Here is a 24,979-nt window from a genome sequence, read left to right on the forward strand (position 1 = left end):
GAAATCAGATTTCGCATATTGAAATTTTAAGCCAAAAAAGCGATCAAAAAAACAAGGAAGCCAGGGATGAAAGTGACATTTGAGCAGTTAAAAGCAGCCTTTAATCGGGTCTTAATTTCACGCGGTGTTGACAGCGAAACGGCTGATGCCTGTGCAGAGATGTTCGCCCGCACCACCGAATCCGGTGTTTATTCTCACGGTGTTAACCGCTTCCCACGCTTCATCCAACAACTGGGTAATGGCGATATCATTCCCGATGCCGAGGCCAAACGTATAACCAGCCTCGGCGCAATTGAACAGTGGGACGCCCAGCGTTCGATCGGTAACCTGACAGCGAAAAAGATGATGGATCGCGCCATTGAACTGGCTGCCGATCACGGTATTGGTCTGGTGGCGTTGCGTAATGCCAACCACTGGATGCGCGGCGGCAGCTACGGCTGGCAGGCGGCGGAAAAAGGCTATATTGGCATTTGCTGGACCAACTCCATCGCCGTAATGCCGCCGTGGGGCGCAAAAGAGTGTCGCATCGGCACTAACCCGCTGATCGTCGCCATTCCTTCTACCCCAATCACCATGGTCGATATGTCGATGTCGATGTTTTCCTACGGCATGTTAGAAGTTAACCGCCTTGCAGGTCGTCAGCTCCCGGTCGATGGCGGCTTTGACGATGAAGGCAACCTCACCAAAGAACCTGGTGTAATCGAGAAAAATCGCCGTATTTTGCCAATGGGTTACTGGAAAGGTTCCGGTATGTCGATCGTATTGGATATGATCGCTACTCTTCTTTCTGACGGCGCGTCAGTTGCTGAAGTCACCCAGGATAACAGCGACGAATACGGTGTTTCGCAAATCTTTATCGCCATCGAAGTGGATAAATTGATCGACGGCCCCACCCGCGATGCCAAGCTGCAACGCATCATGGATTATGTTACTACCGCTGAACGCGCCGATGAAAACCAGGCCATTCGCTTACCCGGCCACGAATTTACCACCCTGCTGGCAGAAAACCGCCGTAACGGTATTACCGTTGATGACAGCGTATGGGCAAAAATCCAGGCGTTATAAGGAGATAAGCCATGATTTTTGGACATATCGCGCAGCCTAACCCGTGCCGTTTGCCCGCTGCTATTGAAAAGGCGCTCGATTTTCTGCGCGCCACTGATTTCAACGTCCTGGAGTCGGGCGTTGTCGAAATCGACGGCAAAAATATTTACGCACAAATTATCGACTTAACGACGCGTGCAGTAGAGGAAAACCGTCCGGAAGTGCATCGTCGGTATATCGATATTCAATTTCTGGCGTGGGGCAAAGAGAAAATCGGCATTGCTATTGATACAGGAAATAATAAAGTCAGCGAATCACTATTAGAGCAGCGCGATATTATTTTTTATCACGATAGTGAACATGAATCATTTATAGAAATGATACCGGGTAGCTACGTTATTTTCTTTCCTCAGGATGTTCATCGACCAGGCTGTATTCTGCAAACAGCCTCTGAGATACGAAAAGTTGTGGTTAAAGTCGCATTAACGGCGCTAAATTAATCGAATAATCGTCTACGCCAGAACGCCTGGGTAATGTTATTGCTCTAACTATATTAATAATTCAGGTTGCTGCACATGCAACTTGAATTATGACAAACATAGCCTCAAGGAATAGCTATGAAAAAAATACTTGAAGCAATACTGGCGATTAATCTCGCCGTACTTTCCTGTATTGTGTTTATAAACATTATTTTAAGATATGGTTTTCAGACAAGTATTTTATCTGTAGATGAATTGTCGCGTTATTTATTTGTCTGGTTAACCTTTATTGGCGCGATTGTGGCTTTTATGGATAACGCCCACGTTCAGGTTACCTTTCTGGTGGAGAAACTCTCCCCCGCGTGGCAGCGACGAGTCGCTCTGGTTACCCACTCCTTAATATTATTTATTTGTGGCGCACTGGCCTGGGGCGCAACGCTAAAAACAATTCAGGACTGGAGCGATTATTCACCGATCCTCGGCTTGCCCATCGGCCTGATGTATGCCGCTTGTCTGCCCACCAGCCTCGTTATCGCATTCTTTGAGCTGCGCCTTTTATATCAACTCATCACGCGTAGCAATTCTCTAACACCGCCACCGCAAGGAGCTTAATCATGGCTGTGCTGATTTTTCTGGGCTGCCTGTTGGGTGGCATTGCCATCGGTTTGCCTATTGCCTGGTCGCTACTGTTGTGCGGGGCGGCGCTTATGTTCTGGCTGGATATGTTTGATGTCCAGATCATGGCGCAAACGCTGGTAAACGGTGCTGACAGCTTCTCCCTGCTGGCGATTCCGTTCTTTGTACTGGCGGGTGAAATCATGAATGCGGGCGGCTTATCAAAACGCATTGTTGACCTGCCGATGAAACTGGTCGGGCATAAACCAGGCGGGTTGGGCTACGTGGGCGTGCTGGCGGCAATGATTATGGCGAGTCTTTCCGGTTCTGCTGTTGCTGATACCGCCGCCGTTGCCGCGCTACTGGTGCCGATGATGCGCAGCGCTAACTACCCGGTCAACCGGGCTGCGGGGCTGATTGCCTCTGGCGGCATTATCGCGCCAATTATTCCCCCTTCCATTCCGTTTATTATCTTCGGTGTTTCCAGCGGATTATCCATCAGTAAGTTGTTTATGGCGGGTATTGCCCCAGGCATTATGATGGGCGCAACGCTGATGCTCACCTGGTGGTGGCAGGCCAGTCGTCTTAATTTACCCCGTCAGCAAAAAGCAACGAAACGAGAAATCTGGCAATCTTTTGTTTCCGGTATCTGGGCGCTATTTCTTCCGGTCATTATTATTGGCGGCTTTCGCTCCGGTCTATTTACCCCTACCGAAGCCGGGGCCGTTGCTGCTTTCTATGCGTTATTTGTCGCCACGGTTATTTACCGTGAAATGACCTTCGCCACACTTTGGCATGTACTTATTGGCGCGGCGAAAACCACCTCAGTGGTAATGTTTCTGGTGGCCTCGGCACAAGTTTCCGCCTGGCTGATCACCATTGCTGAACTGCCGATGATGGTTTCTGATTTACTGCAACCGTTGGTCGATTCACCGCGTCTGCTGTTTATCGTCATTATGGTGGCTATCCTGATTGTCGGCATGGTCATGGATTTAACGCCGACGGTGTTAATTCTTACTCCTGTATTAATGCCTTTAGTTAAAGAGGCAGGAATCGATCCGATTTATTTCGGTGTCATGTTTATCATCAACTGCTCAATCGGCTTAATTACACCGCCTATCGGTAATGTGCTTAACGTTATTTCAGGGGTGGCAAAACTCAAATTCGATGATGCAGTCAGAGGCGTTTTCCCTTACGTCCTGGTTTTATATTCATTATTAGTCGTATTTGTTTTTATTCCCGATCTCATCATCCTCCCGTTGAAATGGATTAATTAAAAGGAAAATATTATGAAATTACGTTCTGTAACCTACGCATTATTTATTGCTGGCCTGGCTGCATTCAGTACATCTTCACTGGCGACACAATCATTACGTTTCGGTTATGAAACCTCACAAACCGACTCTCAACATATTGCGGCGAAAAAATTTAATGATTTATTGCAGGAGAGAACCAAAGGCGAGCTGAAATTAAAACTGTTCCCGGACAGCACTCTCGGTAACGCGCAGGCGATGATCAGCGGCGTACGTGGCGGCACCATCGATATGGAAATGTCCGGCTCGAATAACTTTGCCGGGTTATCACCTGTGATGAACCTGCTTGATGTTCCTTTCCTGTTCCGCGATACCGCCCACGCGCATAAAACACTCGACGGCAAAGTCGGCGATGAACTGAAGGCCTCCCTTGAAGGTAAGGGACTGAAAGTACTGGCCTACTGGGAAAACGGCTGGCGCGATGTCACCAACTCACGCCAGCCAGTTAAAACACCTGCCGACCTGAAAGGGCTGAAAATACGCACCAACAATAGCCCGATGAATATCGCCGCATTCAAAGTCTTTGGCGCTAACCCGATCCCGATGCCGTTTGCCGAAGTCTATACCGGGCTGGAAACGCGCACTATCGACGCTCAGGAACACCCGATCAACGTCGTCTGGTCAGCCAAATTTTATGAAGTGCAGAAGTACCTTTCTCTGACGCACCATGCCTATTCCCCGCTTTTGGTGGTGATCAACAAAGCGAAGTTTGATGGCTTAAGCCCGGAGTTCCAGCAAGCGCTAATTTCATCTGCGCAAGAAGCGGGTAATTACCAGCGCAAATTGGTCGCCGAAAATCAGCAAAAAATCATCGATGGCATGAAAGACGCGGGCGTAGAAGTCATCACCGAACTTGATCGCAAAGCCTTTAGCGACGCACTGGGTACTCAGGTCCGCGACATGTTTGTAAAAGATGTTCCGCAGGGCGCTGACCTGCTGAAAGCCGTGGATGAGGTGCAATAAATCATGACGCAATACTGGCTGGGGTTAGATTGTGGCGGAAGCTGGCTAAAAGCCGGCCTGTATGACCGCGAAGGCCGGGAGGCAGGCGTGCAGCGCCTGCCGCTGTGCGCATTGAGCCCGCAGCCAGGTTGGGCAGAGCGCGATATGGCAGAACTGTGGCAATGCTGCATGGCTGTCATTCGCGCCCTGCTTACTCATTCTGGTGTTAGCGGGGAGCAAATTGTCGGCATCGGTATCTCCGCACAGGGAAAGGGCTTGTTTTTGCTGGATAAAAACGACAAGCCGCTCGGTAACGCCATTTTGTCCTCGGATCGCCGGGCGATGGAAATCGTTCGTCGCTGGCAGGAAGATAGCATCCCGGAAAAACTCTACCCGCTGACCCGACAAACCTTGTGGACCGGGCATCCGGTGTCGTTGTTACGCTGGCTGAAAGTGCACGAATCAGAACGCTACGCGCAAATTGGCTGCGTGATGATGACGCACGACTACCTGCGTTGGTGTTTAACCGGCGTCAAAGGCTGTGAAGAGAGCAATATTTCCGAATCCAATCTCTACAACATGAGTCGCGGGGAATATGACCCGTGCCTCACCGACTGGCTGGGGATCAGTGAAATCAATCACGCCCTGCCGCCTGTTGTTGGATCTGCCGAAATCTGCGGGGAAATCACCGCTCAGACAGCCGCACTGACCGGTCTGCAAGCGGGTACGCCCGTTGTCGGCGGCCTGTTTGATGTGGTTTCTACCGCACTCTGCGCCGGAATCGAAGACGAATTTACCCTCAATGCGGTGATGGGGACCTGGGCGGTGACCAGCGGCATAACCAGCGGTTTAGGTGACGGTGAAGCGCATCCGTATGTCTATGGCCGCTACGTTAACGACGGTGAATTTATCGTTCACGAAGCCAGCCCTACGTCTTCCGGCAATCTCGAATGGTTTACCGCGCAGTGGGGAGAAATCTCGTTTGCTGAGATCAACCAGGCTGTTGCCAGCTTACCGAAAGCCGGTGGCGATCTCTTTTTCCTGCCGTTCCTGTACGGCAGCAACGCCGGACTTGAGATGACCAGCGGTTTCTACGGGATGCAGGCTATTCACACCCGCGCGCACCTGTTGCAGGCCATCTATGAAGGGGTGGTGTTCAGCCATATGACCCATCTCAACCGGATGCGCGAACGTTTTACTGATGTTCACACCCTGCGCGTGACGGGCGGCCCGGCGCACTCCGATGTCTGGATGCAAATGCTGGCGGACGTTAGCGGACTGCGTATCGAACTGCCGCAGGTGCAAGAAACGGGCTGTTTTGGCGCGGCGCTTGCCGCCCGCGTCGGCACCGGAGTTTATCGCGATTTCAGCGAAGCCCAGCGCGATCAACAGCACCCGGTGCGTACCCTGTTACCGGATATGACCGCCCATCAGCTTTACCAACAAAAATACCAACGCTATCAGCACCTCATTGCCGCACTACAGGGCTTTCATGCCCGCGTTAAGGAGAACACATTATGAGCAGACCACTTCTGCAACTGGCCCTCGACCACTCATCACTTGAAGCCGCACAGCACGACGTTGCGCTGTTAAAAGACAGCGTCGATATCGTCGAAGCGGGCACTATTCTCTGTTTAAACGAAGGGCTTGGCGCGGTGAAAACCTTGCGCGAACAGTGCCAGGACAAAATCATCGTTGCTGACTGGAAGGTCGCCGATGCTGGTGAAACGCTCGCGCAACAGGCGTTTGGCGCAGGCGCTAACTGGATGACCATCATCCGCGCTGCGCCGCTCGCGACGGTAGAAAAAGGCCACGCGATGGCGCAACGCTGCGGTGGTGAAATCCAGATAGAGCTTTTTGGTAACTGGACGCTGGACGACGCCCGCGACTGGCATCGTATTGGCGTGCGGCAGGCGATTTATCATCGTGGTCGTGACGCGCAGGCCAGCGGGCAACAGTGGGGCGAAGCCGATCTGGCACGCATGAAGGCGCTTTCCGATATCGGCCTTGAGCTTTCCATTACCGGCGGGATTACGCCTGCTGACCTGCCGCTGTTTAAAGATATCCGCGTGAAAGCGTTTATTGCCGGGCGGGCGCTGGCAGGCGCAGCAAATCCGGCACAGGTAGCTGCCGACTTCCATGCGCAAATCGACGCTATCTGGGGAGGCGCGCGTGCGTAATCATCCGTTAGGGATTTATGAAAAAGCGCTGGCGAAAGATCTCTCCTGGCCGGAGCGGCTGGTGCTGGCAAAAAGCTGCGGTTTTGATTTTGTCGAAATGTCGGTGGATGAAACCGACGAGCGTCTGTCGCGCCTTGACTGGAGCGCCGCACAAAGGACTTCGCTGGTTGCCGCGATGATCGAAACGGGTGTTGGGATCTCGTCGATGTGCCTGTCCGCACATCGTCGTTTTCCCTTTGGTAGCCGTGACGACGCGGTACGCCAGCGAGCACGGGAGATCATGAGCAAAGCAATTCATCTGGCGCGCGATCTCGGTATTCGCACCATTCAACTGGCGGGCTACGACGTCTATTACGAAGACCATGACGAAGGTACCCGGCAACGTTTTGCTGAAGGGCTGACGTGGGCTGTCGAACAGGCGGCGGCATCACAAGTAATGCTGGCGGTGGAGATTATGGATACCTCATTTATGAACTCCATCAGCAAATGGAAAAAATGGGACGAGATACTCGCTTCGCCGTGGTTCACCGTCTACCCGGACGTCGGCAACCTTAGCGCCTGGGGCAATGATGTTCCCGCCGAACTGAAACTGGGCATTGACCGTATCGCCGCGATCCACCTGAAAGATACCCAGCCAGTGACCGAGCATAGCCCCGGACAGTTCCGTGATGTGCCATTTGGCGAAGGCTGCGTCGATTTCGTTGGTATCTTCAAAACGCTGCATGAACTGAACTATCGCGGATCATTTCTGATTGAGATGTGGACCGAAAAAGCCAAAGAGCCGGTGCTGGAGATTATTCAGGCACGGCGCTGGATTGAAGCGCGTATGCAGGAGGCCGGATTTATATGTTAGAACAACTGAAAGCCGACGTACTGGCGGCAAATCTGGCGCTTCCCGCTCACCATCTGGTGACGTTTACCTGGGGCAATGTCAGTGCGGTAGACGAGACGCGGCAATGGATGGTAATTAAGCCTTCCGGCGTCGAGTACGACGTGATGACCGCCGACGATATGGTGGTGGTTGAGATAGCCAGCGGCAAGGTGGTGGAAGGTAGCAAAAAGCCCTCGTCCGATACGCCAACGCATCTGGCGCTTTATCGTCGCTATGCAGAAATTGGCGGTATTGTGCATACCCACTCGCGCCACGCCACCATCTGGTCGCAGGCCGGGCTGGATCTCCCCGCCAGGGGTACCACGCACGCCGATTATTTCTATGGCGCAATCCCCTGCACGCGACAGATGACCGCAGCGGAGATTAACGGCGAGTATGAATACCAGACCGGCAAAGTGATCATTGAAACCTTCGAAGAACGTGGCAGGAGTCCGGCACAAATCCCGGCGGTGCTGGTGCATTCTCACGGCCCGTTCGCCTGGGGTAAAAACGCCGCCGATGCGGTGCATAATGCCGTAGTGCTGGAAGAGTGCGCCTATATGGGCCTGTTCTCGCGCCAGCTTGCACCACAGCTCCCTGCGATGCAAAACGAACTGCTGGATAAGCACTACCTGCGTAAACATGGGGCCAATGCCTATTACGGGCAGTAATCTCTCACGCCGGGGCTTCATTGCCCCGGCACTACGAATTGATATGTTCCTTGCTGTAACGTCGCTTCCACGCAGCTGGCGTTAAACCGGTGTGTTTGCGAAAAATCTGTCGGAAATAGCCAACGTCATTAAACCCGCACAACGCCGCCACTTCCGTGAGCGATCGCGCTTCGCTAATTAACAGCTTTTCGGCTTCGCGCACCCGCTGGCGGTGGATTGCTTCTGTTAACGTCAGATGAAACACCCGCCGATAGACGCGCCCAAGATAATCGGCATTGCAGTACAGCTCGCGGGCTAAAAGCGCAGTGGAAAGCGGGCGATGATATTGCGTGCGGATCAGTTTCTGCGCTTTCCAGGCAAGCGTGGTACCTGCGGCATCGGCCTGTTCATCAAGACGCGCGTCACGGGTGAGTTGCTGCAAAATCAGCAGCACAATAAACTCCAGCGCCGGAGTGCGTTGATGCTTTTCCTGTTCGCTTAAGAACTGGCGAAACAGGGCCACCAGCGCCTGCGGATCGGCAACCTTCGTTTGTTGCGGCACGCTAAGATGAGTGAGCCAGCGCGGGTCGCTATCCGGCGCTTTAACCTCAAAATGCAGCCAGTAAAATTTGAGATCGGCGGGAAAATCCTCTACCCCAACATGCTGTCGGTTCGGCCAGAGTAATAAACTCTCTCCCGCATCGACCAGAAATATCCGCTCTTCTTCCTGAATCGCTAATCGACCTTTTTCGACAAAGATAATTTCCCATGACTCCAGCCGCCTTGCCGGATGCCTCCCTACGCCACGGGAAATAAATAATCCACCATTTTGCACTTTAATCGGTAACGTCATGGATAATTCGAGCATTGATATGTAATTTCCCGCTTATTCATTAATGATTAAACACATTACCTTTTGATTATTAATCAAAAACATTAATTTCACCTGATCCAATTCACACTTTTAAATTCAGGTCGGAATCGTCACCTTTTTTTACTCTTTTCTCGCCTTGTTGATATTCCCGTTCACGGCAGAATTAATCATGTCATTTCAATAAAACTAAAAATTGCTCCCTATTCACGAGGAATATCTATGACCTCTACACCGATTACTACCGCTGATATCGCTAAAGGTAAAATTGACGATGCGTTATCTGTACGGGAAAAAATAGGCTACGGCCTGGGTGACGCAGGCGGCACCGTAATAACTTGCCTGATCATGAACTTTCTCACCTTTTTCTACACCGACGTTTTTGGCTTAACTCCGGCGCTGGTCGGCACGCTGTTTATTGCACTGCGCGTATTTGATGCCATCTCCGACCCGGTGATGGGCGTCATTGCCGACCGGACGCAAAGCCGCTGGGGGCGTTTTCGTCCGTGGCAGCTATGGATTGCCGTCCCTATTGGCATTATCGGCATCCTGACGTTCACCGTACCGGACGCCAGTATGGGGGTGAAGATCGCCTGGGCGTTCGGCACTTACCTGCTCCTTTCAGTCGGTTATACCGCCATCAACGTGCCGTACTGCGCGCTGATCAACACCATGACCACCCGCCACAATGAAGTGATCTCCTGCCAGTCCTGGCGATTCGTTCTCTGCGGCGTAGCGGGATTTCTGGTTTCGGTTGGCCTGCCGTGGATGGTAGATCTCTTCGGTCAGGGTAATGCCGCGCGCGGCTATCAACTGGGCGTCGGCGTGCTGTGCGCCATCGCTGTGGTGATGTTCCTGTGCTGTTTCTTCTGGGTTCGTGAACGGGTGCCACTCTCCACAATGGGGAAATTTACCCTGCGCGAACATCTTGCCGGGCTGCGAAACAACGACCAACTGCTGCTGATGCTGGTCATGTCTTTCCTGCTGATTAACGTCTTTAATATTCGCGGCGGTGGGTATATGTACTTCATTACCTACGTCTTACAAGGCAGTACGGGCTACACGTCGCTGTTCTTCACTATGGTCACCTTCGCCTCCATTATCGGCTCGGTGATTGTCAGCCCGTTAACGCGACGTTTCGATACCGTCAAAATTTACTACTACACCAACCTGCTCCTCGCCGCGCTGGCGGTGTTGATGTGGTTCCTGCCTTCTGGCCCGGCTTATCAAACGCTGTGGCTGGCGGTGATCCTTGGTAATGGCGTGATTCTTGGCTTCACATTGCCATTGCACTTCTCATTGATGGCCTTTGCCGATGACTACGGCGAGTGGAAAACCCGCGTACGTTCTTCCGGCATGAACTTCGCCTTCAATCTGTTTTTCATCAAGCTGGCCTGGGCCTCCAGCGCCGGGATCATCAGCCTGCTGTTTATTTTTGTCGCCTACCAGCCAGGCGTGGAAAACCAGACCGCCAGTTCGCTTGGCGGGATCGCGGCGATGGAAACATTGCTGCCTGCGCTGTTTCACCTGCTGCTGGCGATGGCGATCCGCTTTTGCAAACTCAATAACCCTATGATGTCACGCATTGCTAGCGACCTGCGTCAGCGTCATGTACAGCCTTAAGGAGCACAAGATGAACATTTCGGAAGTCGATCTGCATAAACTGACGGTCAGCGATCCGTTCCTCGGTCAGTACCAACAACTGGTCCGCGACGTGGTGATTCCTTATCAGTGGGATGCCTTGAACGATCGTATCCCAGAAGCGGAACCCAGCCATGCGATTGAAAACTTTCGCATTGCCGCAGGACTGCAAGACGGTGAATTTTACGGGATGGTGTTTCAGGACAGCGACGTCGCCAAATGGCTGGAAGCGGTAGCCTGGTCGCTGTGCCAGAAGCCGGATGCCGAACTGGAAAAAACTGCTGACGAGGTAATCGAACTGGTCGCTTCCGCCCAGTGCGAAGATGGCTATCTCAATACTTACTTTACGGTAAAAGCGCCCGAAGAACGCTGGAGCAATCTGGCGGAGTGTCATGAACTTTACTGCGCCGGTCATCTGATTGAAGCCGGAGTCGCCTTCTTCCAGGCCACGGGCAAGCGGCGCTTGCTGGAAGTGGTTTGCCGTCTGGCCGATCATATCGACAGCGTATTTGGTCCAGGTGAAAGTAAGTTACACGGTTATCCTGGTCACCCGGAAATTGAACTGGCACTAATGCGCCTGTATGAAGTGACCGAAGAGCCGCGCTACCTGGCGCTGACGAACTATTTTGTCGAACAGCGTGGTGCGCAACCGCACTATTACGACCAGGAATATGAAAAGCGCGGGCAGACCTCGCACTGGCACACCTACGGCCCGGCGTGGATGGTGAAAGACAAAGCCTACAGCCAGGCACATTTGCCCATCGCACAGCAGCAAACCGCCATTGGTCACGCGGTACGTTTTGTCTACCTGATGACCGGCGTCGCGCATCTCGCGCGTTTAAGTCACGATGAAAGCAAGCGTCAGGACTGCCTGCGGCTGTGGAACAATATGGCCCAGCGTCAGTTATATATTACCGGCGGCATTGGCTCACAAAGCAGCGGCGAAGCGTTCAGCAGCGATTACGATCTGCCGAATGACACGGTATACGCCGAAAGCTGTGCTTCCATCGGCCTGATGATGTTCGCCCGGCGAATGCTGGAAATGGAAGGCGACAGTCACTATGCCGATGTGATGGAGCGCGCACTGTACAACACCGTGCTCGGCGGCATGGCGCTGGATGGCAAACATTTCTTCTATGTGAATCCGCTGGAAGTACATCCAAAATCGCTGAAATTCAACCATATCTACGATCACGTTAAGCCGATCCGCCAGCGTTGGTTTGGTTGCGCTTGTTGTCCGCCAAATATCGCCCGCGTGCTAACCTCGATTGGTCATTATCTCTACACGCCGCGTGAAGATGCGTTGTATATCAACATCTACGCAGGAAACAGCATGGAAGTGCCGGTAGAAAATGGCACGCTGCGTCTGCGGGTTAGCGGAAACTATCCGTGGCAGGAACAGGTGACAATTGCGGTTGAATCGCCCCAGCCGGTGCGTCATACGCTGGCTTTACGTCTGCCGGACTGGTGCACACAGCCGCAGATTACATTGAATGGGGAAGAGGTCGAGCAGGATATTCGTAAAGGGTATTTGCACATTACCCGCGAATGGCAGGAGGGCGACACGCTGAATCTGACTTTGCCAATGCCGGTACGTCGCGTTTACGGTAACCCGCTGGTGCGTCACGTCGCCGGAAAAGTGGCGATTCAGCGCGGCCCGCTGGTGTATTGCCTGGAACAGGCCGACAACGGCGAGTCACTGCATAACCTGTGGCTGCCCGCCGATGCGCCATTTACGACATTTGAAGGTAATGGATTGTTCCGCCATAAGATCTTAATCCAGGCACCGGGTTACCGGTATGAACAGAGCAATCCAGAGCAGCAACCGCTGTGGCATTACGACAGCGCGCCAGCCAAACGCCAGCCGCAAACTCTGACATTTATCCCGTGGTTTAGCTGGGCTAACCGGGGTGAAGGCGAAATGCGGATCTGGGTGAATGAGGAAAACCAGTGCCATCCGTAGGTAGGATAAGGCGCTCGCGCCGCATCCAACGTAGGGTGCACATTGCCTGATGCGACGCTTAACGCGTCTTATCAAGCCTGAAGGTCAGTGCGAGAGCGTAGGCCAGCCGCACCGACATCCACCGGTAAATTAAAAACGCCAGCTCACGCCGGTGACAAAGGTAAAACTCTCATTACGATCAATCATCGGGCTGTCGGTAATCTCTTCCGGCAGCTCGCTGTATCCGGCACTCGCCATCAATACGATGTGCTCTCCTATCGGGTATTTTGCCGTCAGGCTGACATAGGGCACCCAGGCATCCTGCGCGGAATAACTTGCCAGACCGCTACGACGGGACTCACTCTCTGAAATACCATAGTAATAGTCACTGAAATTCTCGTCATAATAGAGAACGCCCAGTGCAGGTGTCAGCGACAGGCGACCTATCTGCATTTTGTGAAATACCGATAGCTCCCCCACCCAGCCGTTGCTGTTATCCAGAACGTCCGCAGCCGCAGAGGCTTTCACGGTTCCCCAACGCTCGTGGTGATACCAGGCAACCCCCGCCATAGCCGTACTATCACGCTTATCAAGCTGTTGCATGGCATGATCGTCATTATCTGCAAGGTCAAATTCCAGCGGCATCCAGGATGCGGTCAGGCTAAGTTCATTTTTTTCACTTTGCGACAGAATAAAACCTAACGTGGTCTGACGAACATAAAATGAATCACCTTCATAACTAATCAGCGGAATTGCCTTTGTATTTTCATTATAACCACGATAAGGCGATTCATTATAAGCTGCACCAGCACCAATGGATAATTCAGAAGCAGTTGCGCTTGCCATAAAAGGCAACGCAAATAACGCCACAATATTGCGGTTAATTAACATGTCCGGTATTCCATTTTAAAATAAGATAAAAAAGAGTCGGCATAATAATGCTTACAATTTCTCCGGTGCAAGATTCATATTTATATAGTAATATATAAAATTATATATAATTGGGCTATTGCGATGACAAAATTACAACTTAAGTACCGGGAGTTAAAAATTATCTCGGTAATCGCTGCCAGTGAAAATATCAGCCATGCCGCGACTGTACTTGGATTCGCACAGGCCAACGTCAGCAAATATCTTGCTGATTTTGAATCAAAAGTAGGTTTAAAAGTCTTTGACCGAACCACCCGGCAGCTGATGCTCACACCTTTTGGTACCGCGCTGTTACCGTACATCAACGACATGCTGGACAGAAACGAGCAACTTAATAATTTTATTGCAGATTATAAGCATGAGAAACGTGGTCGGGTCACCATCTACGCCCCAACCGGCATAATTACCTATTTATCCAAACATGTTATCGATAAAATTAAAGATATCGGTGATATCACCTTATCGCTAAAAACCTGCAATCTTGAGCGTAATGCCTTTTATGAAGGTGTCGAATTTCCCGATGATTGTGATGTTTTAATCAGCTATGCTCCACCAAAAGATGAATCGCTGGTTGCCAGTTTTATTACGCAATATGCCGTAACCGCTTATGCCAGTCAGCGCTATCTTGAGAAACATCCCATTAGCCGTCCTGACGAACTCGAACATCACTCCTGTATTTTGATCGACTCGATGATGATCGACGACGCGAATATCTGGCGCTTCAACGTCGCCGGGAGTAAAGAGGTGCGGGATTATCGCGTGAAGGGAAATTACGTTTGCGACAACACGCAATCGGCGCTGGAGCTGGCACGAAATCACCTGGGGATTGTGTTTGCGCCAGACAAAAGTGTGCAGAGCGACCTGCAAGACGGCACGCTGGTGCCCTGCTTTCAGCAACCGTATGAATGGTGGCTGGATCTGGTGGCTATCTTCCGTAAACGGGAATACCAGCCCTGGCGGGTCCAGTATGTGCTGGATGAAATGCTGCGTGAAATTCGCCACCAGCTTGCTCAGTCGCAGCAACTGCGGCCTGAACAAGCGGCGGAAAGCGAAGATTAATGATCGAGATAAAGGTAATGCACCCAACTGGTCATGCGTAACAGCACTTTGCGCATCACCGAGACATGGCTGAAATGATCAGAGTAAACCGCCACCTGGGCGTAAATACCGTCTGGTAAAGCGCTCAACTCAGTGTGCTCATCCAGTTCAATGGTCGCGATAACGCCATCTGAACCCGGTGCTGTGTTTAACGTCTGTAAGGTGCCGGTCGACTGATAAGCTCCGCCGGGAACAGCTGGGCTAATGGCTGCCAGCTTACCGCTGAATACCTTACCTGGCAGAGCATTAAACACCACTTCCGCATCATCGCCGGGAGCCAGTCGCAGCAAGGAGTTCTGACGGAACTGCGCCACAATTTGTCGTTTCTGATCGGGTATAAACACCATCACAGGACGTAGCGGCAGCGATGCGGCATAGGTACCCGGACGAATCAGCACTTGGGTCACATAACCATCGCTCGGCGCACGCACTATCGTCTGCTCAAGGTTATATTTTGCTTCCGCGAGCTGCGCTTTCAGGCTGGCGATTTGAGAATGTTCACCCAACACCAGGCTATCCAGCTGGCTCTGGATCTGTTTTTGTTCCGCCGCCGATGACTTTACGGAGGCTTCCTGCGCCAGATAATTTTGCCGCGCCACATCAATATCGCGTTCTGAAAACGGGTTTACTTTCGCCTGGCTGCCGCGTGCGTAACGCTGGTACTCTTTAGCGAATTTATCCCGCGTGGCCTTTGCCTGCTGAGTATTCGCCGCCATCTCATCTAACTCTGCGCCCAACGCCCGCTGTTTATGTTCTGCGGTAACGATATCCGCCATCAGCCGATCCACCCGCGCCTGATAACGCGTCGGGTCCAGTCGAAATAGCACCTCACCTTTTTTAATCAGCGTATTTTTCTTGTCCGTCACTTCGATCACCACGCCTGTCACCTGCGGGACAACAGGAATAGAAATAACCGCTTTTTGCGCTTTAAAGGTATACGGATGGTTATAGTTCATTAACAGAATTAGACCGCTGACAATAAATATGCCACCCAGGGCCGCGGTGGGAATGGTCCATTTATTTACAGGAATTTTGAAGATCTTAAACATTGCCCATGTGAAAGCCACATAGGTCAAAATAATCAGTAAATCCATAAGTATTACTCGGCAGAAGAGGATTTGATGTCGGCGAGCTGTTTCTCCAGCCCGGCAATACGCTGTTGTAGTTGCACAACGGAGGAGTCATGGTTTTGCATTCCCCATCCCCGCTCCGGGCGATAAAGCGTGGCCCAAATCCACAAAAATGGCCAGATAACATGCAGCGTAAAAAGACTCACCCAACCAGCAACATGAATGGCGTCGGCATGAGGATGATTACGTTTTTTAGCAATCAGGTAGGGAATATCATGTAAAATAATAATCCCATAGAATATCACCAGAAATACAAAAATAAGCACTCCCAGTGCAAAATAGTCCAGGAACATATTTCCCTCAGAGAATATAAAAAAGAACAATTAACGCATATTATGAAATGCCATGATGCAGTGCAATTTCCTTATTTATATAACGACATATTGTTTTTTATATACTTTCCGAAGTGTGCTACCTGGCTTTTCAACAGGTCGAGGTTTATCATATTGAAATAATGGAACTATTGACCAAACTAATGAATAACCCCAGTAAAACATCCACAGTACAGATAAAGCGTATTAAACCTTCAATTATCTACCGTTTATTGCTGATTGGCCTCGGAACACCAATGGTGATTTACGGTCTGGTTTGCGGCGTTTTAGGCATATTTGGCTACGATCAGGTGAGATGGAACGACACCGTGATCCACGGCCTGCTGGCCCTGCCTGCGGGATTGCTTGCAGGCCTGTCAGTCAGTGTGTTCCTCACCGTGGTGATTGGCACCATCGCTTGTTTTGGTCTGTGGCTGTACAGCCTGGTCCGCCCGCTCACCATCGAAACGCGAGATTAAACGCCCGGCAATACACGCCGGGCAGCTTCCGCCAGAAACGCACTTCTGTTGGCGTAGTCTGGGTTATTGCGCACGTAGGTATCAATCTTGTTCAGTAATCTTTTCGGCATCGTAATATTGATACGTTCAGCCCGACCTTCGAACTGATTCATATTGATATCCACCAGCAACCATTGCCCGCCAATAAAGTCCTGCGCACGCTGGACCAGATGTGTTTCCACAGAGCCTGGAAGCGGCAACTCTTCATTCATCTCGCATAAGGTTTCGAAGTGCGCGACCAGTGCACTTCGCGCATCCTGGAAAGCGTTGTCCAGCGTATCACCAGCAAAATAACAGCCTGGAACATCAGGGAAAAAACCGCTGGCGCTGCCGTCAGGATCACTGTGGATATAGGCGGGATAAAACATATTGCCTCCTGAAATTTTAAAATGTTAAACCAGCCTGACGCCCAATTTGCGCCAGCGTACCGTGCTTAATATCTTTTTTAGGGTGCGGAACCGTCACCAGACCCGGATGAACAGGGTGGCGGAACTGATGATGACTACCACGGGTTCGAATATGTTCCCAGCCATGCTGCTTCAGGATGGCGATCACGTCTGCACTTTTCACATCCCTGCCCTTCCATGATTATACACACGATACACACACATTTAGCAATAACAATCACGATAGCGCGATTTATATGGGCCGTCAGGGGGATAAAGTTGACTCAGGAATGCCGTTCGGAAGAAGAATAACAGTGTGCAGTAACTTGTTGAAAAGATGTGAGGAGACTCGTAATTAAGTTCAATCAATATTCAGTCATTCAAGACGTAGACATTTGAATTGGTAAAACGCGCAAACGTCGCATCAGGCAATGAATACCCGATGCGACCAGCTTCTTACATCAGAACAGCCCCAACGGTTTATCCGAGTAACTCACCAGCAGGCACTTGGTTTGCTGGTAATGCTCAAGCATCATCTTATGGGTTTCGCGCCCGATACCCGACTGCTTATAGCCACCAAACGCCGCATGTGCCGGGTAAGCGTGATAACAGTTGGTCCACACTCGCCCGGCCTGAATGCCGCGCCCCATCTTATAGGCCAGATTACCGTTGCGGCTCCAGACACCAGCCCCCAGACCATATTGCGTGTCGTTCGCCAGCTCCAGCGCTTCTTCCATCGTTTTGAAGGTGGTTACCGCCAGCACCGGACCAAAAATTTCTTCCTGGAACACGCGCATATTATTCTGACCAAACAGAATCGTCGGTTCGAGGTAGTAGCCGTCTTTCAGTTCGCCTTCCAGCAGCTTGCGCCGCCCACCGGTGAGCACGTCTGCGCCCTCTTTTTTACCGATATCAATGTAGTTGAGGATGGTTTCCAGTTGCCCGTGCGAAACTTGCGCCCCCATTTGCGTCACGCTGTCGAGCGGGTTACCGCTGCGAATGCTTTCGACACGGCGGATGGCGCGTTCCATAAAGCGTTCGTAGATAGACTCCTGCACTAAAGCACGGCTTGGACAGGTGCAAACTTCGCCCTGGTTAAAAGCAAACAGTGCAAAGCCTTCCAGCGCTTTATCGAAAAAGGCATCTTCTTCATCCATCACATCAGCAAAGAAGATATTTGGCGACTTGCCGCCCAGTTCCAGGGTTACCGGAATAATATTTTGCGTGGCGTACTGCATAATTTGTTGGCCCACTTCCGTTGAGCCGGTAAACGCCACTTTGGCGATGCGTTTCGAGGTCGCCAGATATTCGCCAATTTCCCCACCAGCGCCGTTAACCACGTTCACCACGCCCGGCGGCAGTAAATCACCAACGATTTCCATTAGCAGCAGTACAGAAAGCGGGGTAAGACGTGCGGGTTTCAGCACCACACAGTTGCCCGCCGCCAGCGCGGGAGCCATTTTCCAGCTCGCCATCAACAGCGGGAAGTTCCACGGGATAATCTGCCCCACCACGCCTAACGGTTCGTGGAAGTGATAAGCCACGGTTTCGCTATCCACTTCGCTAATACCGCCTTCCTGCGCCCGAATACACGAGGCGAAATAGCGGAAGTGGTCAATCGCCAGCGGCACATCAGCAGCACTGGTTTCGCGAATGGGTTTGCCGTTATCCCAGGTTTCAGCCGTCGCTAAAAGTTCGAGGTTTTGCTCCATTCGATCGGCAATCTTAAACAGAATCGCCGCGCGATCCTGCACCGAAGTATGCGCCCATTTATCTTTCACTTTATGCGCAGCATCCAGCGCCAGATCGATATCTCGTTTACCCGAAGACGCCACTTCGCACAGTAGCTGCCCGGTCACCGGCGTCAGGTTCTGGTAATACTCGCCGTCGGCGGGCGCGACCCATTCGCCGCCAATAAAGTTGTCATAGCGGGCTTTTAACTTGAGGGGGAAGCCATACTCGCCGGGCTTAATCTGTGCTGAAGGGGGATTGTTGGTCATGATCGTCTCCTTGCGGTGTGAGGTATAACAAGGGTAGACGTGACTGGCGAAATCTTCGCCAGCTGGTGATAGCTTTACGACGGCTATCACGAATTTACGGGCAAGGATTACAGAGATAACTAAAACTCTCTCAAAAATCGCAAATTTTGAGAGAGTTGAAAAAATGGCTGACAATTAGCCAGCCATTGTGGGAATGATGATTACATCGCCGCGCGATAAATCGCCACAATTTCTTCGTGAGTTGCCTGAATCGGGTTAGTAAAGCCGCAGGCATCTTTCAGGGCATTGGTCGCCAGTACCGCGAAATCTTCTTCTTTCACGTTCAGGTCACGCAAGCCTGCCGGGATATTCACTTTCTTCGCCAGTTCACGGATGGCATTGATGCAGGCTTCTGCACCTTCCGCGTCGTTTTTACCTGTCACGTTAACACCCATCGCGGCAGCGCAGTCACGCAAACGTGCAGCAGCGACTTTACTGTTGAATACCTGAACGTGCGGCAGCAGAACGGCGTTACATACACCGTGCGGCAGATTGTAGAAACCACCTAACTGGTGCGCCATCGCATGAACATAACCCAGAGACGCATTGTTGAACGCCATACCCGCGAGGAACTGAGCGTAAGCCATTGCTTCGCGCGCTTTCTCATTGCTGCCATCTTCAACGGCTAAGGGCAGGTTTTCGGCAATCATAGTCACCGCTTTCAGTGCGCAAGCGTCGGTGATCGGCGTGGCGGCAATAGACACATACGCTTCGATAGCGTGCGTTAAGGCATCCATACCCGTTGCAGCGGTCAGTGACTTCGGCATACCGATCATCAGCGAGGAGTCATTGACAGAAAGCAGCGGAGTGACGTGCTTATCCACAATCGCCATTTTGATGTGACGTGCTTCATCGGTGATGATGCAAAAACGGGTCATTTCTGATGCCGTACCCGCCGTGGTGTTGATGGCGATCATCGGCAACTGCGGTTTTGCAGAGCGGTCAACGCCTTCATAATCGCGGATATCGCCGCCGTTAGCTGCAACCAACGCAATACCTTTTGCACAGTCGTGCGGAGAACCACCGCCCAGGGAGATTACGCTATCGCAATTATTTTCTTTAAGTAATTTCAAACCTGCGGCGACGTTTTCCGTGGTTGGGTTAGGCTGGGTGCCATCATAAATAACGCTAAAAATATTGCGTTCTTCCAGTGCTTTTTGCACATCACCCGCCATACCCAATTTCGTTAACATATTGTCGGTGACAATTAAGGTACGGGTAAATCCATAATCTGCCATCATATTCATTGCATCATTCAATGAATCAGCGCCGATAACATTCACGGAAGGAATAAAAAAGGTTGAAGCTGCCATAATACACTCCTGAAAGAGTAAAAAAGGGCCGGCAGCTTACTGAGGATTTTCATTTGAAAATATGATCAACATTACCGTTTATTAAAATATTTTTAATAAAAAGCACGTTACATTCATCAAATAACGTGCTTCCTTAACATTAATAAGAACTTTGTATTAATTCATATTTATTATGAATTAATCGTTCCCTTATTTTTCTGGAAATAATAATGCGTCGCGCAATAAATGATCATTTCCACGGCGACGCGTAAAGCCAATACGGTCAAAATATTCCAGAATTTGAATTGCCAGCTTTCGGCCTACGCCTAAGCGATCGCGGAAATCCGCCGCGCAGGTTGAACCACATTCCTGATCGAGATCGCGGATCATATTGGCAAATTCGACAATCCGATCGTTACGGTAATAACGATCTTTGACGATCGCAGTGATTATCCCCTGTTGGGCCGCCTGGCGTAGCGTCAAACGCATTGCCTGCTCGTCGATTCCCGTCTCTTTTGCCAGGTCACGCACCCACCACGGCTCGTCACCAAACAGCGGCTCCGCTTTTTGCCAGATAGCCTGCTGCTCTTCGCTGAATCCCGCTTTATGATCCGGCAGATGCAGCCAACCGTGATGACTGAGGATGTCGCCGCTTTCGCGCATCTTTTCAATCAGCAACAGCACCAGCGCTTCATCTTCCATTGGCAACGCCATGCGCCGCAGACGCTCGCGCCCAGGACCTGGTTCATCGCGATGCTGCTCATGATAAGTCGCCAGGGTATCGAGAATTTTCCGCTGCCAACGAGCGGCAACCGGTGCATTCAGCAAGCTGTAACCGGCCTGAATATAGCCCGGTTGCTGCAGCAGTTCACGCATCCCTTCGCCGTTGAGCTGGCGCGCCCAGGCGAAATCAGCAAGGTTAACCGCTCCGCGTTCCAGATGAATAGCTAACGCATCGGCATCGCTCTGCGCCCGTGCAAGAGACGCCAGCCATTGCAGATATTCCGGCTTACGCTTACCGCGACGCGGCGGGTTAAGCATCACCACGCGCGCCCCCGCCAGCGTGTTGCGGGCCGAGATATCGCGTAGCACTAAGCGATCGTTATCTGCCAGCCACAGCGGCGTGTCGAACACCAACTCGGCAAAGTTATCTTCCAGCAGCGAAACGCGTCCCGTAACGTGGCTGGCGGCGTGGTGAATATGCAGCGGCTGCCACTGGGTCAACGGTGTATGAGTTTGAAGCTCGACTATCACCCGCGTAAACGGCTCCGGCGGCGCATCGGCAAGCAACCAGTCCCCACGGTTAATCTGTTCTTTTTCCGCATCACCCGCGATGTTAAGCGCAATACGCTGCCCGGCATGAGCTGCATCTGTTGGCTGATTTTGCGCATGCAGCGCACGCACGCGCATCGGTTTATTTACACCAGTCAGCCAGAGTGAATCGCCTACCTTCACTTCCCCGCTTAACGCCGTACCGGTGACGACCAGCCCGGCACCTTTTACGGTAAATGCGCGGTCGATCGCGAGGCGGAAACTATGTTGGCTGGCGTGTTCACGTTCTGGTAACTGAAGCAGATGCTCGCGCAGGGCATCAATTCCCCGGCCTTCGGTTGCTGCGGTGATAAACAGTTTTGCCTCAGCAAAACCGTATTCCCGCAGCACCTCCTTTACCTGGCGTTCAACTTCATCAACACGCGTTTCGTCCACGCGATCGGCTTTGGTCAGCGCCACTGTCAGCATCGGGTTACCGGTCAGCTGCAAAATCGCCAGATGCTCACGAGTCTGTGCCATCACGCCGTCATCGCACGCCACCACCAACAGCGCGTGATCGATACCCCCGACGCCCGCCAGCATGTTGGAAAGAAACTTTTCATGACCGGGAACGTCGATAAAACCCGGAACACGACCATCCGGCTGCGGCCAGTAGGCATAGCCGAGATCGATGGTCATGCCGCGCTTTTTTTCTTCCGGCAGACGATCGGCATTTACGCCAGTAATCGCCTGCAATAAGGTCGTTTTGCCGTGGTCAACGTGTCCGGCAGTCGCAATAATCATTTCAACAACATCTCCAAAAACCGTTGCTCATCTTCAAGGCAGCGTAAATCCAGCCACAATCGTCCGTCATAAATACGACCAATCACCGGCACTGGCAATTCACGCCAGCGGGCGGCTAATGACTCAAGGTGGCTACCGCGTCCATCATGGGGTGTAAACGTTAATGCCGCGCTCGGCAGGCGATCAACCGGCAGCGAACCACTGCCAATCTGCGAAAGACATGGCATAACCTGTACCGCAAACTCCGCGCCGTAATGTGCGGCAAGGGGGGCCTGTAAACGTTGTGCCTGGATTTGAATGACCTCTGCGCTGCGGGTAAGCAGACGCAGAGTCGGTAATTTTTCACTCAGTGCTTCAGGGTGTAGATAAAGACGCAACGTGGCTTCCAGCGCCGCGAGGGTCATTTTATCCGCGCGTAATGCACGCTTCAGCGGGTGGCTTTGCAGGCGGGCGATCATCTCTTTTTTACCAACAATAATTCCTGCCTGCGGCCCGCCTAACAGCTTGTCGCCGGAGAAGCTCACCAGACTGACACCCGCCGCAATCAACTCCTGCGGCATTGGCTCTTTCGGCAAACCGTACTGGCTAAGATCAACCAGCGAGCCACTGCCTAAATCAGTCACTACGGGAACATCCAGCTCTTTGCCGAGCGCCACCAGTTCAGCTTCATCTATCGCTTTGGTGAACCCCTGAATGCTGTAGTTACTGGTATGTACCTTCATCAACAGCGCAGTATTTTCATTCACCGCCTGGCGATAATCATTAGCGTGCGTGCGATTGGTGGTCCCCACTTCGTGTAGGGTGCAGCCTGCCTGACGCATGACATCAGGAATACGAAACGCGCCGCCAATCTCCACCAGTTCGCCGCGAGATACCACCACCTCTTTCCCACTGGCAGTGGCCGCCAACATCAACAAGACCGCCGCCGCATTGTTATTAACGATACAGGCATCTTCCGCCCCCGTAATACGGCACAGCAGCTGCGCCAGCGCCCGATCGCGATGTCCGCGTCCGGCGTCATCCAGATCGTATTCGAGGGTTACTGGCGAACGCATAGCCTGCGCAACAGCCTCCACCGCGGCTTCCGCCTGTAAAGCTCGCCCAAGGTTGGTATGCAGCACGGTTCCCGTCAGGTTGATCACCGGACGCAGCGCGCTTTGCGCCTCTTTCGTCAACCGGGCATCAACTTCTTGCGCCCAGTTTTCACACCACGCGGGTAGCGTCTGGCTGTCACGAATCACTTCTCGCGCTTCGTCAAGCATCTGACGCAGCAACTCCACCACGCGGGTGTGACCATAGGTATCACGCAAAGAAAGGAAAGAGCTATCGCGCAATAAGCGATCAATAGCCGGAAGTTGACTATAGAGGGAACGCGTTTCGGTTGTCATAGGAAACCTGGTTGATCAAGGCCCTCTCACACGGAGAAGGGCGTTTAACATAACCACGGATTGTAACGTGAGATGGGTCAGGAGGACATATCGCGCATCAAGCCTTTGGCGGTTCGGTGCGGGCAAAACTTTCGCGACTAAACAGGTTTTCGACCAGTTTGACTAAGTGTGGGCGGTCGACACACCAGCCTGGCGCAACGCGGCGGAAATTGAGATATCCAACGGCGCAGGCAATGGCGATAGTCGCCAGGTTGACCATATCGGTTTTGAGCGTGCCATCGACCAGATATCCTTCCAGCACATCCAGGCTGCGGTTGATTTTCTCCCGCTGGCGTAACAATTCATCTTCAGACTGCTGCGCCGCCGGACGTGCCTGTTCACGCACCGACACCAGCCCGGCATCCATAATGCCATCCGCCAGCGCCTCAATTTTGCGCACCCGCAACGACTCCAGCGGATCGCGCGGCAACATCGCCGGAGCGACATTCATTAATTCAATATATTCAGCGATGATCGGCGAATCAAACCAACATTCGCCCTCTTCGGTCACCAGCACCGGCACTTTCCCTAACGGGTTAAATTGCGCCACGCCGTTGTCCGCGTTATAGGGCAGTTCATTAATAAATTCGAAAGTTATGCCCTTTTCTAATAACAGAATAGAAAGTTTGCGTACAAACGGGCTGGTGTAGCTACCGACGAGTTTCATGCCGAGTCCTTTGTGCGAGGAAAAATATCAGTATGGCCTGGTGATGGGAAAAAGGGCAGAAAATGTTGATGGTTTGTTACCTCCCAATAAATCACATATTTATCATGGTGATATAAATATTTTCCTAATTGTTCTTATCTGACAGATATCTCACTTAAGGCTTTCTTATAAATCTGTAGGGTTTCGCCTGTCAGCAGACAAATAACCCGATAAAACAAGGATGAGCAGATGAGCGGAAAACCGGCGGCGCGTCAGGGCGACATGACGCAGTATGGCGGTAGCATTGTTCAGGGTTCAGCCGGGGTACGTATTGGTGCCCCCACCGGCGTGGCCTGTTCGGTGTGCCCCGGCGGGGTGACGTCCGGCCATCCGGTCAATCCCCTGCTCGGTGCAAAGGTCCTTCCCGGCGAGACAGACATTGCCCTGCCCGGCCCGCTGCCGTTCATCCTCTCCCGCACGTACAGCAGTTACCGGACAAAAACGCCCGCGCCGGTGGGGAGCCTCGGCCCCGGCTGGAAAATGCCTGCGGATATCCGCTTACAGCTGCGCGATAACACACTGATACTCAGTGATAACGG

25 protein-coding genes are annotated in these 24,979 nt (G+C 52.1%); 14 read left to right on the forward strand and 11 right to left on the reverse strand.

Annotated elements, in window-relative coordinates; translation table 11 throughout:
• The first annotated feature begins 66 nt into the window (after nt 1-66).
• From yiaK to araD, 9 genes are all read left to right on the forward strand, one after another.
• A complete protein-coding gene (gene yiaK / locus FQZ95_RS15425) occupies nt 67-1,065 on the forward strand; it encodes a 3-dehydro-L-gulonate 2-dehydrogenase (RefSeq protein ID WP_105288449.1) in 999 nt (332 codons plus the stop codon).
• 11 nt (nt 1,066-1,076) lie between these two features.
• On the forward strand, nt 1,077-1,544 hold the full coding sequence (locus FQZ95_RS15430; RefSeq protein WP_088542263.1) for a YhcH/YjgK/YiaL family protein: 468 nt from the start codon (nt 1,077-1,079) through the stop codon (nt 1,542-1,544).
• A 117-nt stretch (nt 1,545-1,661) separates the two neighbouring features.
• On the forward strand, nt 1,662-2,135 hold the full coding sequence (gene yiaM, locus FQZ95_RS15435) for a 2,3-diketo-L-gulonate TRAP transporter small permease YiaM (protein ID WP_000721665.1): 474 nt from the start codon (nt 1,662-1,664) through the stop codon (nt 2,133-2,135).
• Nucleotides 2,136-2,137: 2 nt separating this feature from the next.
• Entirely contained in the window at nt 2,138-3,415 is a 1,278-nt protein-coding gene (gene yiaN, locus FQZ95_RS15440; RefSeq protein WP_160530394.1) for a 2,3-diketo-L-gulonate TRAP transporter large permease YiaN, read from the forward strand.
• Nucleotides 3,416-3,427: 12 nt separating this feature from the next.
• A complete protein-coding gene (gene yiaO, locus FQZ95_RS15445; RefSeq protein WP_088542261.1) occupies nt 3,428-4,414 on the forward strand; it encodes a 2,3-diketo-L-gulonate TRAP transporter substrate-binding protein YiaO in 987 nt (328 codons plus the stop codon).
• A 3-nt stretch (nt 4,415-4,417) separates the two neighbouring features.
• Entirely contained in the window at nt 4,418-5,914 is a 1,497-nt protein-coding gene (gene lyxK, locus FQZ95_RS15450) for an L-xylulokinase (RefSeq protein WP_088542260.1), read from the forward strand.
• Nucleotides 5,911-6,573: a 3-keto-L-gulonate-6-phosphate decarboxylase UlaD gene (ulaD, locus tag FQZ95_RS15455; RefSeq protein WP_160530395.1), complete on the forward strand. Its 663-nt coding sequence runs from the start codon at nt 5,911-5,913 to the stop codon at nt 6,571-6,573. Before lyxK ends, ulaD begins: the two co-directional genes overlap by 4 nt.
• Complete coding sequence (locus FQZ95_RS15460) at nt 6,566-7,426, forward strand: L-ribulose-5-phosphate 3-epimerase (protein WP_088542258.1); 861 nt, start codon at nt 6,566-6,568, stop codon at nt 7,424-7,426. Before ulaD ends, FQZ95_RS15460 begins: the two co-directional genes overlap by 8 nt.
• Nucleotides 7,420-8,115, forward strand: a complete 696-nt coding sequence (gene araD, locus FQZ95_RS15465; RefSeq protein ID WP_088542257.1) for an L-ribulose-5-phosphate 4-epimerase — start codon at nt 7,420-7,422, stop codon at nt 8,113-8,115. Before FQZ95_RS15460 ends, araD begins: the two co-directional genes overlap by 7 nt.
• A gap of 31 nt (nt 8,116-8,146) precedes the next feature.
• On the opposite strand, the gene FQZ95_RS15470 is transcribed toward araD, so the two are convergent.
• Nucleotides 8,147-8,962, reverse strand: a complete 816-nt coding sequence (locus tag FQZ95_RS15470) for an AraC family transcriptional regulator (protein ID WP_000891823.1) — start codon at nt 8,960-8,962, stop codon at nt 8,147-8,149.
• A gap of 225 nt (nt 8,963-9,187) precedes the next feature.
• Between FQZ95_RS15470 and FQZ95_RS15475 the strand changes: the two genes are divergently transcribed.
• Both FQZ95_RS15475 and FQZ95_RS15480 read left to right on the forward strand, forming a co-directional pair.
• Complete coding sequence (locus FQZ95_RS15475) at nt 9,188-10,588, forward strand: MFS transporter (RefSeq protein WP_088542256.1); 1,401 nt, start codon at nt 9,188-9,190, stop codon at nt 10,586-10,588.
• Between the two features lie 10 nt (nt 10,589-10,598).
• Entirely contained in the window at nt 10,599-12,569 is a 1,971-nt protein-coding gene (locus FQZ95_RS15480; RefSeq protein ID WP_088542255.1) for a glycoside hydrolase family 127 protein, read from the forward strand.
• 129 nt (nt 12,570-12,698) lie between these two features.
• Here the strand turns inward: FQZ95_RS15480 and FQZ95_RS15485 are convergent, their stop codons facing one another.
• Nucleotides 12,699-13,439, reverse strand: coding sequence for a MipA/OmpV family protein (locus FQZ95_RS15485; protein WP_088542254.1), 741 nt, complete (start codon nt 13,437-13,439; stop codon nt 12,699-12,701).
• A gap of 123 nt (nt 13,440-13,562) precedes the next feature.
• On the opposite strand from FQZ95_RS15485, the gene FQZ95_RS15490 reads away from it, so the two are divergent.
• Nucleotides 13,563-14,537 (forward strand): LysR family transcriptional regulator, encoded by a 975-nt coding sequence (locus FQZ95_RS15490; RefSeq protein ID WP_000164020.1) that lies wholly within the window; start codon nt 13,563-13,565, stop codon nt 14,535-14,537.
• On the opposite strand, the gene FQZ95_RS15495 is transcribed toward FQZ95_RS15490, so the two are convergent.
• Nucleotides 14,534-15,670 (reverse strand): HlyD family secretion protein, encoded by a 1,137-nt coding sequence (locus tag FQZ95_RS15495; protein WP_032185427.1) that lies wholly within the window; start codon nt 15,668-15,670, stop codon nt 14,534-14,536. The genes FQZ95_RS15490 and FQZ95_RS15495 overlap by 4 nt on opposite strands.
• A 5-nt stretch (nt 15,671-15,675) precedes the next feature.
• On the reverse strand, nt 15,676-15,999 hold the full coding sequence (locus FQZ95_RS15500; protein ID WP_000478193.1) for a DUF3302 domain-containing protein: 324 nt from the start codon (nt 15,997-15,999) through the stop codon (nt 15,676-15,678).
• A gap of 182 nt (nt 16,000-16,181) precedes the next feature.
• Between FQZ95_RS15500 and FQZ95_RS15505 the strand changes: the two genes are divergently transcribed.
• On the forward strand, nt 16,182-16,496 hold the full coding sequence (locus FQZ95_RS15505; protein WP_032185429.1) for a hypothetical protein: 315 nt from the start codon (nt 16,182-16,184) through the stop codon (nt 16,494-16,496).
• Here FQZ95_RS15505 and FQZ95_RS15510 read toward each other — a convergent pair.
• The 7 genes from FQZ95_RS15510 to FQZ95_RS15540 all read right to left on the reverse strand — a co-directional run bounded on the left by FQZ95_RS15510 (nt 16,493) and on the right by FQZ95_RS15540 (nt 24,401).
• A complete protein-coding gene (locus FQZ95_RS15510; protein ID WP_000499744.1) occupies nt 16,493-16,903 on the reverse strand; it encodes a type II toxin-antitoxin system HicB family antitoxin in 411 nt (136 codons plus the stop codon). The two genes, FQZ95_RS15505 and FQZ95_RS15510, sit on opposite strands and share 4 nt — an antisense overlap.
• 16 nt (nt 16,904-16,919) lie before the next feature.
• Nucleotides 16,920-17,105 carry a type II toxin-antitoxin system HicA family toxin gene (locus FQZ95_RS15515; protein ID WP_032185431.1) on the reverse strand — a complete coding sequence of 62 codons (186 nt, stop codon included), beginning with the start codon at nt 17,103-17,105 and terminating at the stop codon, nt 16,920-16,922.
• A 277-nt stretch (nt 17,106-17,382) separates the two neighbouring features.
• Nucleotides 17,383-18,921 (reverse strand): aldehyde dehydrogenase AldB, encoded by a 1,539-nt coding sequence (aldB, locus tag FQZ95_RS15520; protein ID WP_000183978.1) that lies wholly within the window; start codon nt 18,919-18,921, stop codon nt 17,383-17,385.
• Between the two features lie 200 nt (nt 18,922-19,121).
• Complete coding sequence (gene yiaY, locus FQZ95_RS15525; protein ID WP_000741504.1) at nt 19,122-20,273, reverse strand: L-threonine dehydrogenase; 1,152 nt, start codon at nt 20,271-20,273, stop codon at nt 19,122-19,124.
• Nucleotides 20,274-20,462: 189 nt separating this feature from the next.
• A complete protein-coding gene (selB, locus tag FQZ95_RS15530; RefSeq protein WP_160530396.1) occupies nt 20,463-22,307 on the reverse strand; it encodes a selenocysteine-specific translation elongation factor in 1,845 nt (614 codons plus the stop codon).
• Nucleotides 22,304-23,695 (reverse strand): L-seryl-tRNA(Sec) selenium transferase, encoded by a 1,392-nt coding sequence (gene selA, locus FQZ95_RS15535; protein WP_000206247.1) that lies wholly within the window; start codon nt 23,693-23,695, stop codon nt 22,304-22,306. Before selA ends, selB begins: the two co-directional genes overlap by 4 nt.
• A 97-nt stretch (nt 23,696-23,792) precedes the next feature.
• The gene (locus tag FQZ95_RS15540) at nt 23,793-24,401 is read right to left on the reverse strand and encodes a glutathione S-transferase (RefSeq protein WP_000779790.1); all 609 of its coding nucleotides are present in this window, start codon (nt 24,399-24,401) and stop codon (nt 23,793-23,795) included.
• 228 nt (nt 24,402-24,629) lie between these two features.
• Here FQZ95_RS15540 and FQZ95_RS15545 point away from each other — a divergent pair.
• A partial coding sequence (locus FQZ95_RS15545) for a DUF6531 domain-containing protein (protein ID WP_000015138.1) occupies nt 24,630-24,979 on the forward strand: 350 nt, incomplete at its 3' end.

This window comes from Escherichia sp. HH41S (assembly GCF_009820115.1).
Lineage (GTDB): Bacteria > Pseudomonadota > Gammaproteobacteria > Enterobacterales > Enterobacteriaceae > Escherichia > Escherichia coli_F.

What these genes read in the sequence shown, in the direction of transcription:
- yiaK (WP_105288449.1), top strand. Translation starts at nt 67, where the DNA reads ATGAAAGTGACATTTGAGCAGTTAAAAGCAGCCTTTAATCGGGTCTTA.
- FQZ95_RS15430 (WP_088542263.1), top strand. Translation starts at nt 1,077, where the DNA reads ATGATTTTTGGACATATCGCGCAGCCTAACCCGTGCCGTTTGCCCGCT.
- yiaM (WP_000721665.1), top strand. Translation starts at nt 1,662, where the DNA reads ATGAAAAAAATACTTGAAGCAATACTGGCGATTAATCTCGCCGTACTT.
- yiaN (WP_160530394.1), top strand. Translation starts at nt 2,138, where the DNA reads ATGGCTGTGCTGATTTTTCTGGGCTGCCTGTTGGGTGGCATTGCCATC.
- yiaO (WP_088542261.1), top strand. Translation starts at nt 3,428, where the DNA reads ATGAAATTACGTTCTGTAACCTACGCATTATTTATTGCTGGCCTGGCT.
- lyxK (WP_088542260.1), top strand. Translation starts at nt 4,418, where the DNA reads ATGACGCAATACTGGCTGGGGTTAGATTGTGGCGGAAGCTGGCTAAAA.
- ulaD (WP_160530395.1), top strand. Translation starts at nt 5,911, where the DNA reads ATGAGCAGACCACTTCTGCAACTGGCCCTCGACCACTCATCACTTGAA.
- araD (WP_088542257.1), top strand. Translation starts at nt 7,420, where the DNA reads ATGTTAGAACAACTGAAAGCCGACGTACTGGCGGCAAATCTGGCGCTT.
- FQZ95_RS15470 (WP_000891823.1), bottom strand. Translation starts at nt 8,962, where the DNA reads ATGCTCGAATTATCCATGACGTTACCGATTAAAGTGCAAAATGGTGGA.
- FQZ95_RS15475 (WP_088542256.1), top strand. Translation starts at nt 9,188, where the DNA reads ATGACCTCTACACCGATTACTACCGCTGATATCGCTAAAGGTAAAATT.
- FQZ95_RS15480 (WP_088542255.1), top strand. Translation starts at nt 10,599, where the DNA reads ATGAACATTTCGGAAGTCGATCTGCATAAACTGACGGTCAGCGATCCG.
- FQZ95_RS15485 (WP_088542254.1), bottom strand. Translation starts at nt 13,439, where the DNA reads ATGTTAATTAACCGCAATATTGTGGCGTTATTTGCGTTGCCTTTTATG.
- FQZ95_RS15490 (WP_000164020.1), top strand. Translation starts at nt 13,563, where the DNA reads ATGACAAAATTACAACTTAAGTACCGGGAGTTAAAAATTATCTCGGTA.
- FQZ95_RS15495 (WP_032185427.1), bottom strand. Translation starts at nt 15,670, where the DNA reads ATGGATTTACTGATTATTTTGACCTATGTGGCTTTCACATGGGCAATG.
- FQZ95_RS15500 (WP_000478193.1), bottom strand. Translation starts at nt 15,999, where the DNA reads ATGTTCCTGGACTATTTTGCACTGGGAGTGCTTATTTTTGTATTTCTG.
- FQZ95_RS15505 (WP_032185429.1), top strand. Translation starts at nt 16,182, where the DNA reads ATGAATAACCCCAGTAAAACATCCACAGTACAGATAAAGCGTATTAAA.
- FQZ95_RS15510 (WP_000499744.1), bottom strand. Translation starts at nt 16,903, where the DNA reads ATGTTTTATCCCGCCTATATCCACAGTGATCCTGACGGCAGCGCCAGC.
- aldB (WP_000183978.1), bottom strand. Translation starts at nt 18,921, where the DNA reads ATGACCAACAATCCCCCTTCAGCACAGATTAAGCCCGGCGAGTATGGC.
- yiaY (WP_000741504.1), bottom strand. Translation starts at nt 20,273, where the DNA reads ATGGCAGCTTCAACCTTTTTTATTCCTTCCGTGAATGTTATCGGCGCT.
- selB (WP_160530396.1), bottom strand. Translation starts at nt 22,307, where the DNA reads ATGATTATTGCGACTGCCGGACACGTTGACCACGGCAAAACGACCTTA.
- selA (WP_000206247.1), bottom strand. Translation starts at nt 23,695, where the DNA reads ATGACAACCGAAACGCGTTCCCTCTATAGTCAACTTCCGGCTATTGAT.
- FQZ95_RS15540 (WP_000779790.1), bottom strand. Translation starts at nt 24,401, where the DNA reads ATGAAACTCGTCGGTAGCTACACCAGCCCGTTTGTACGCAAACTTTCT.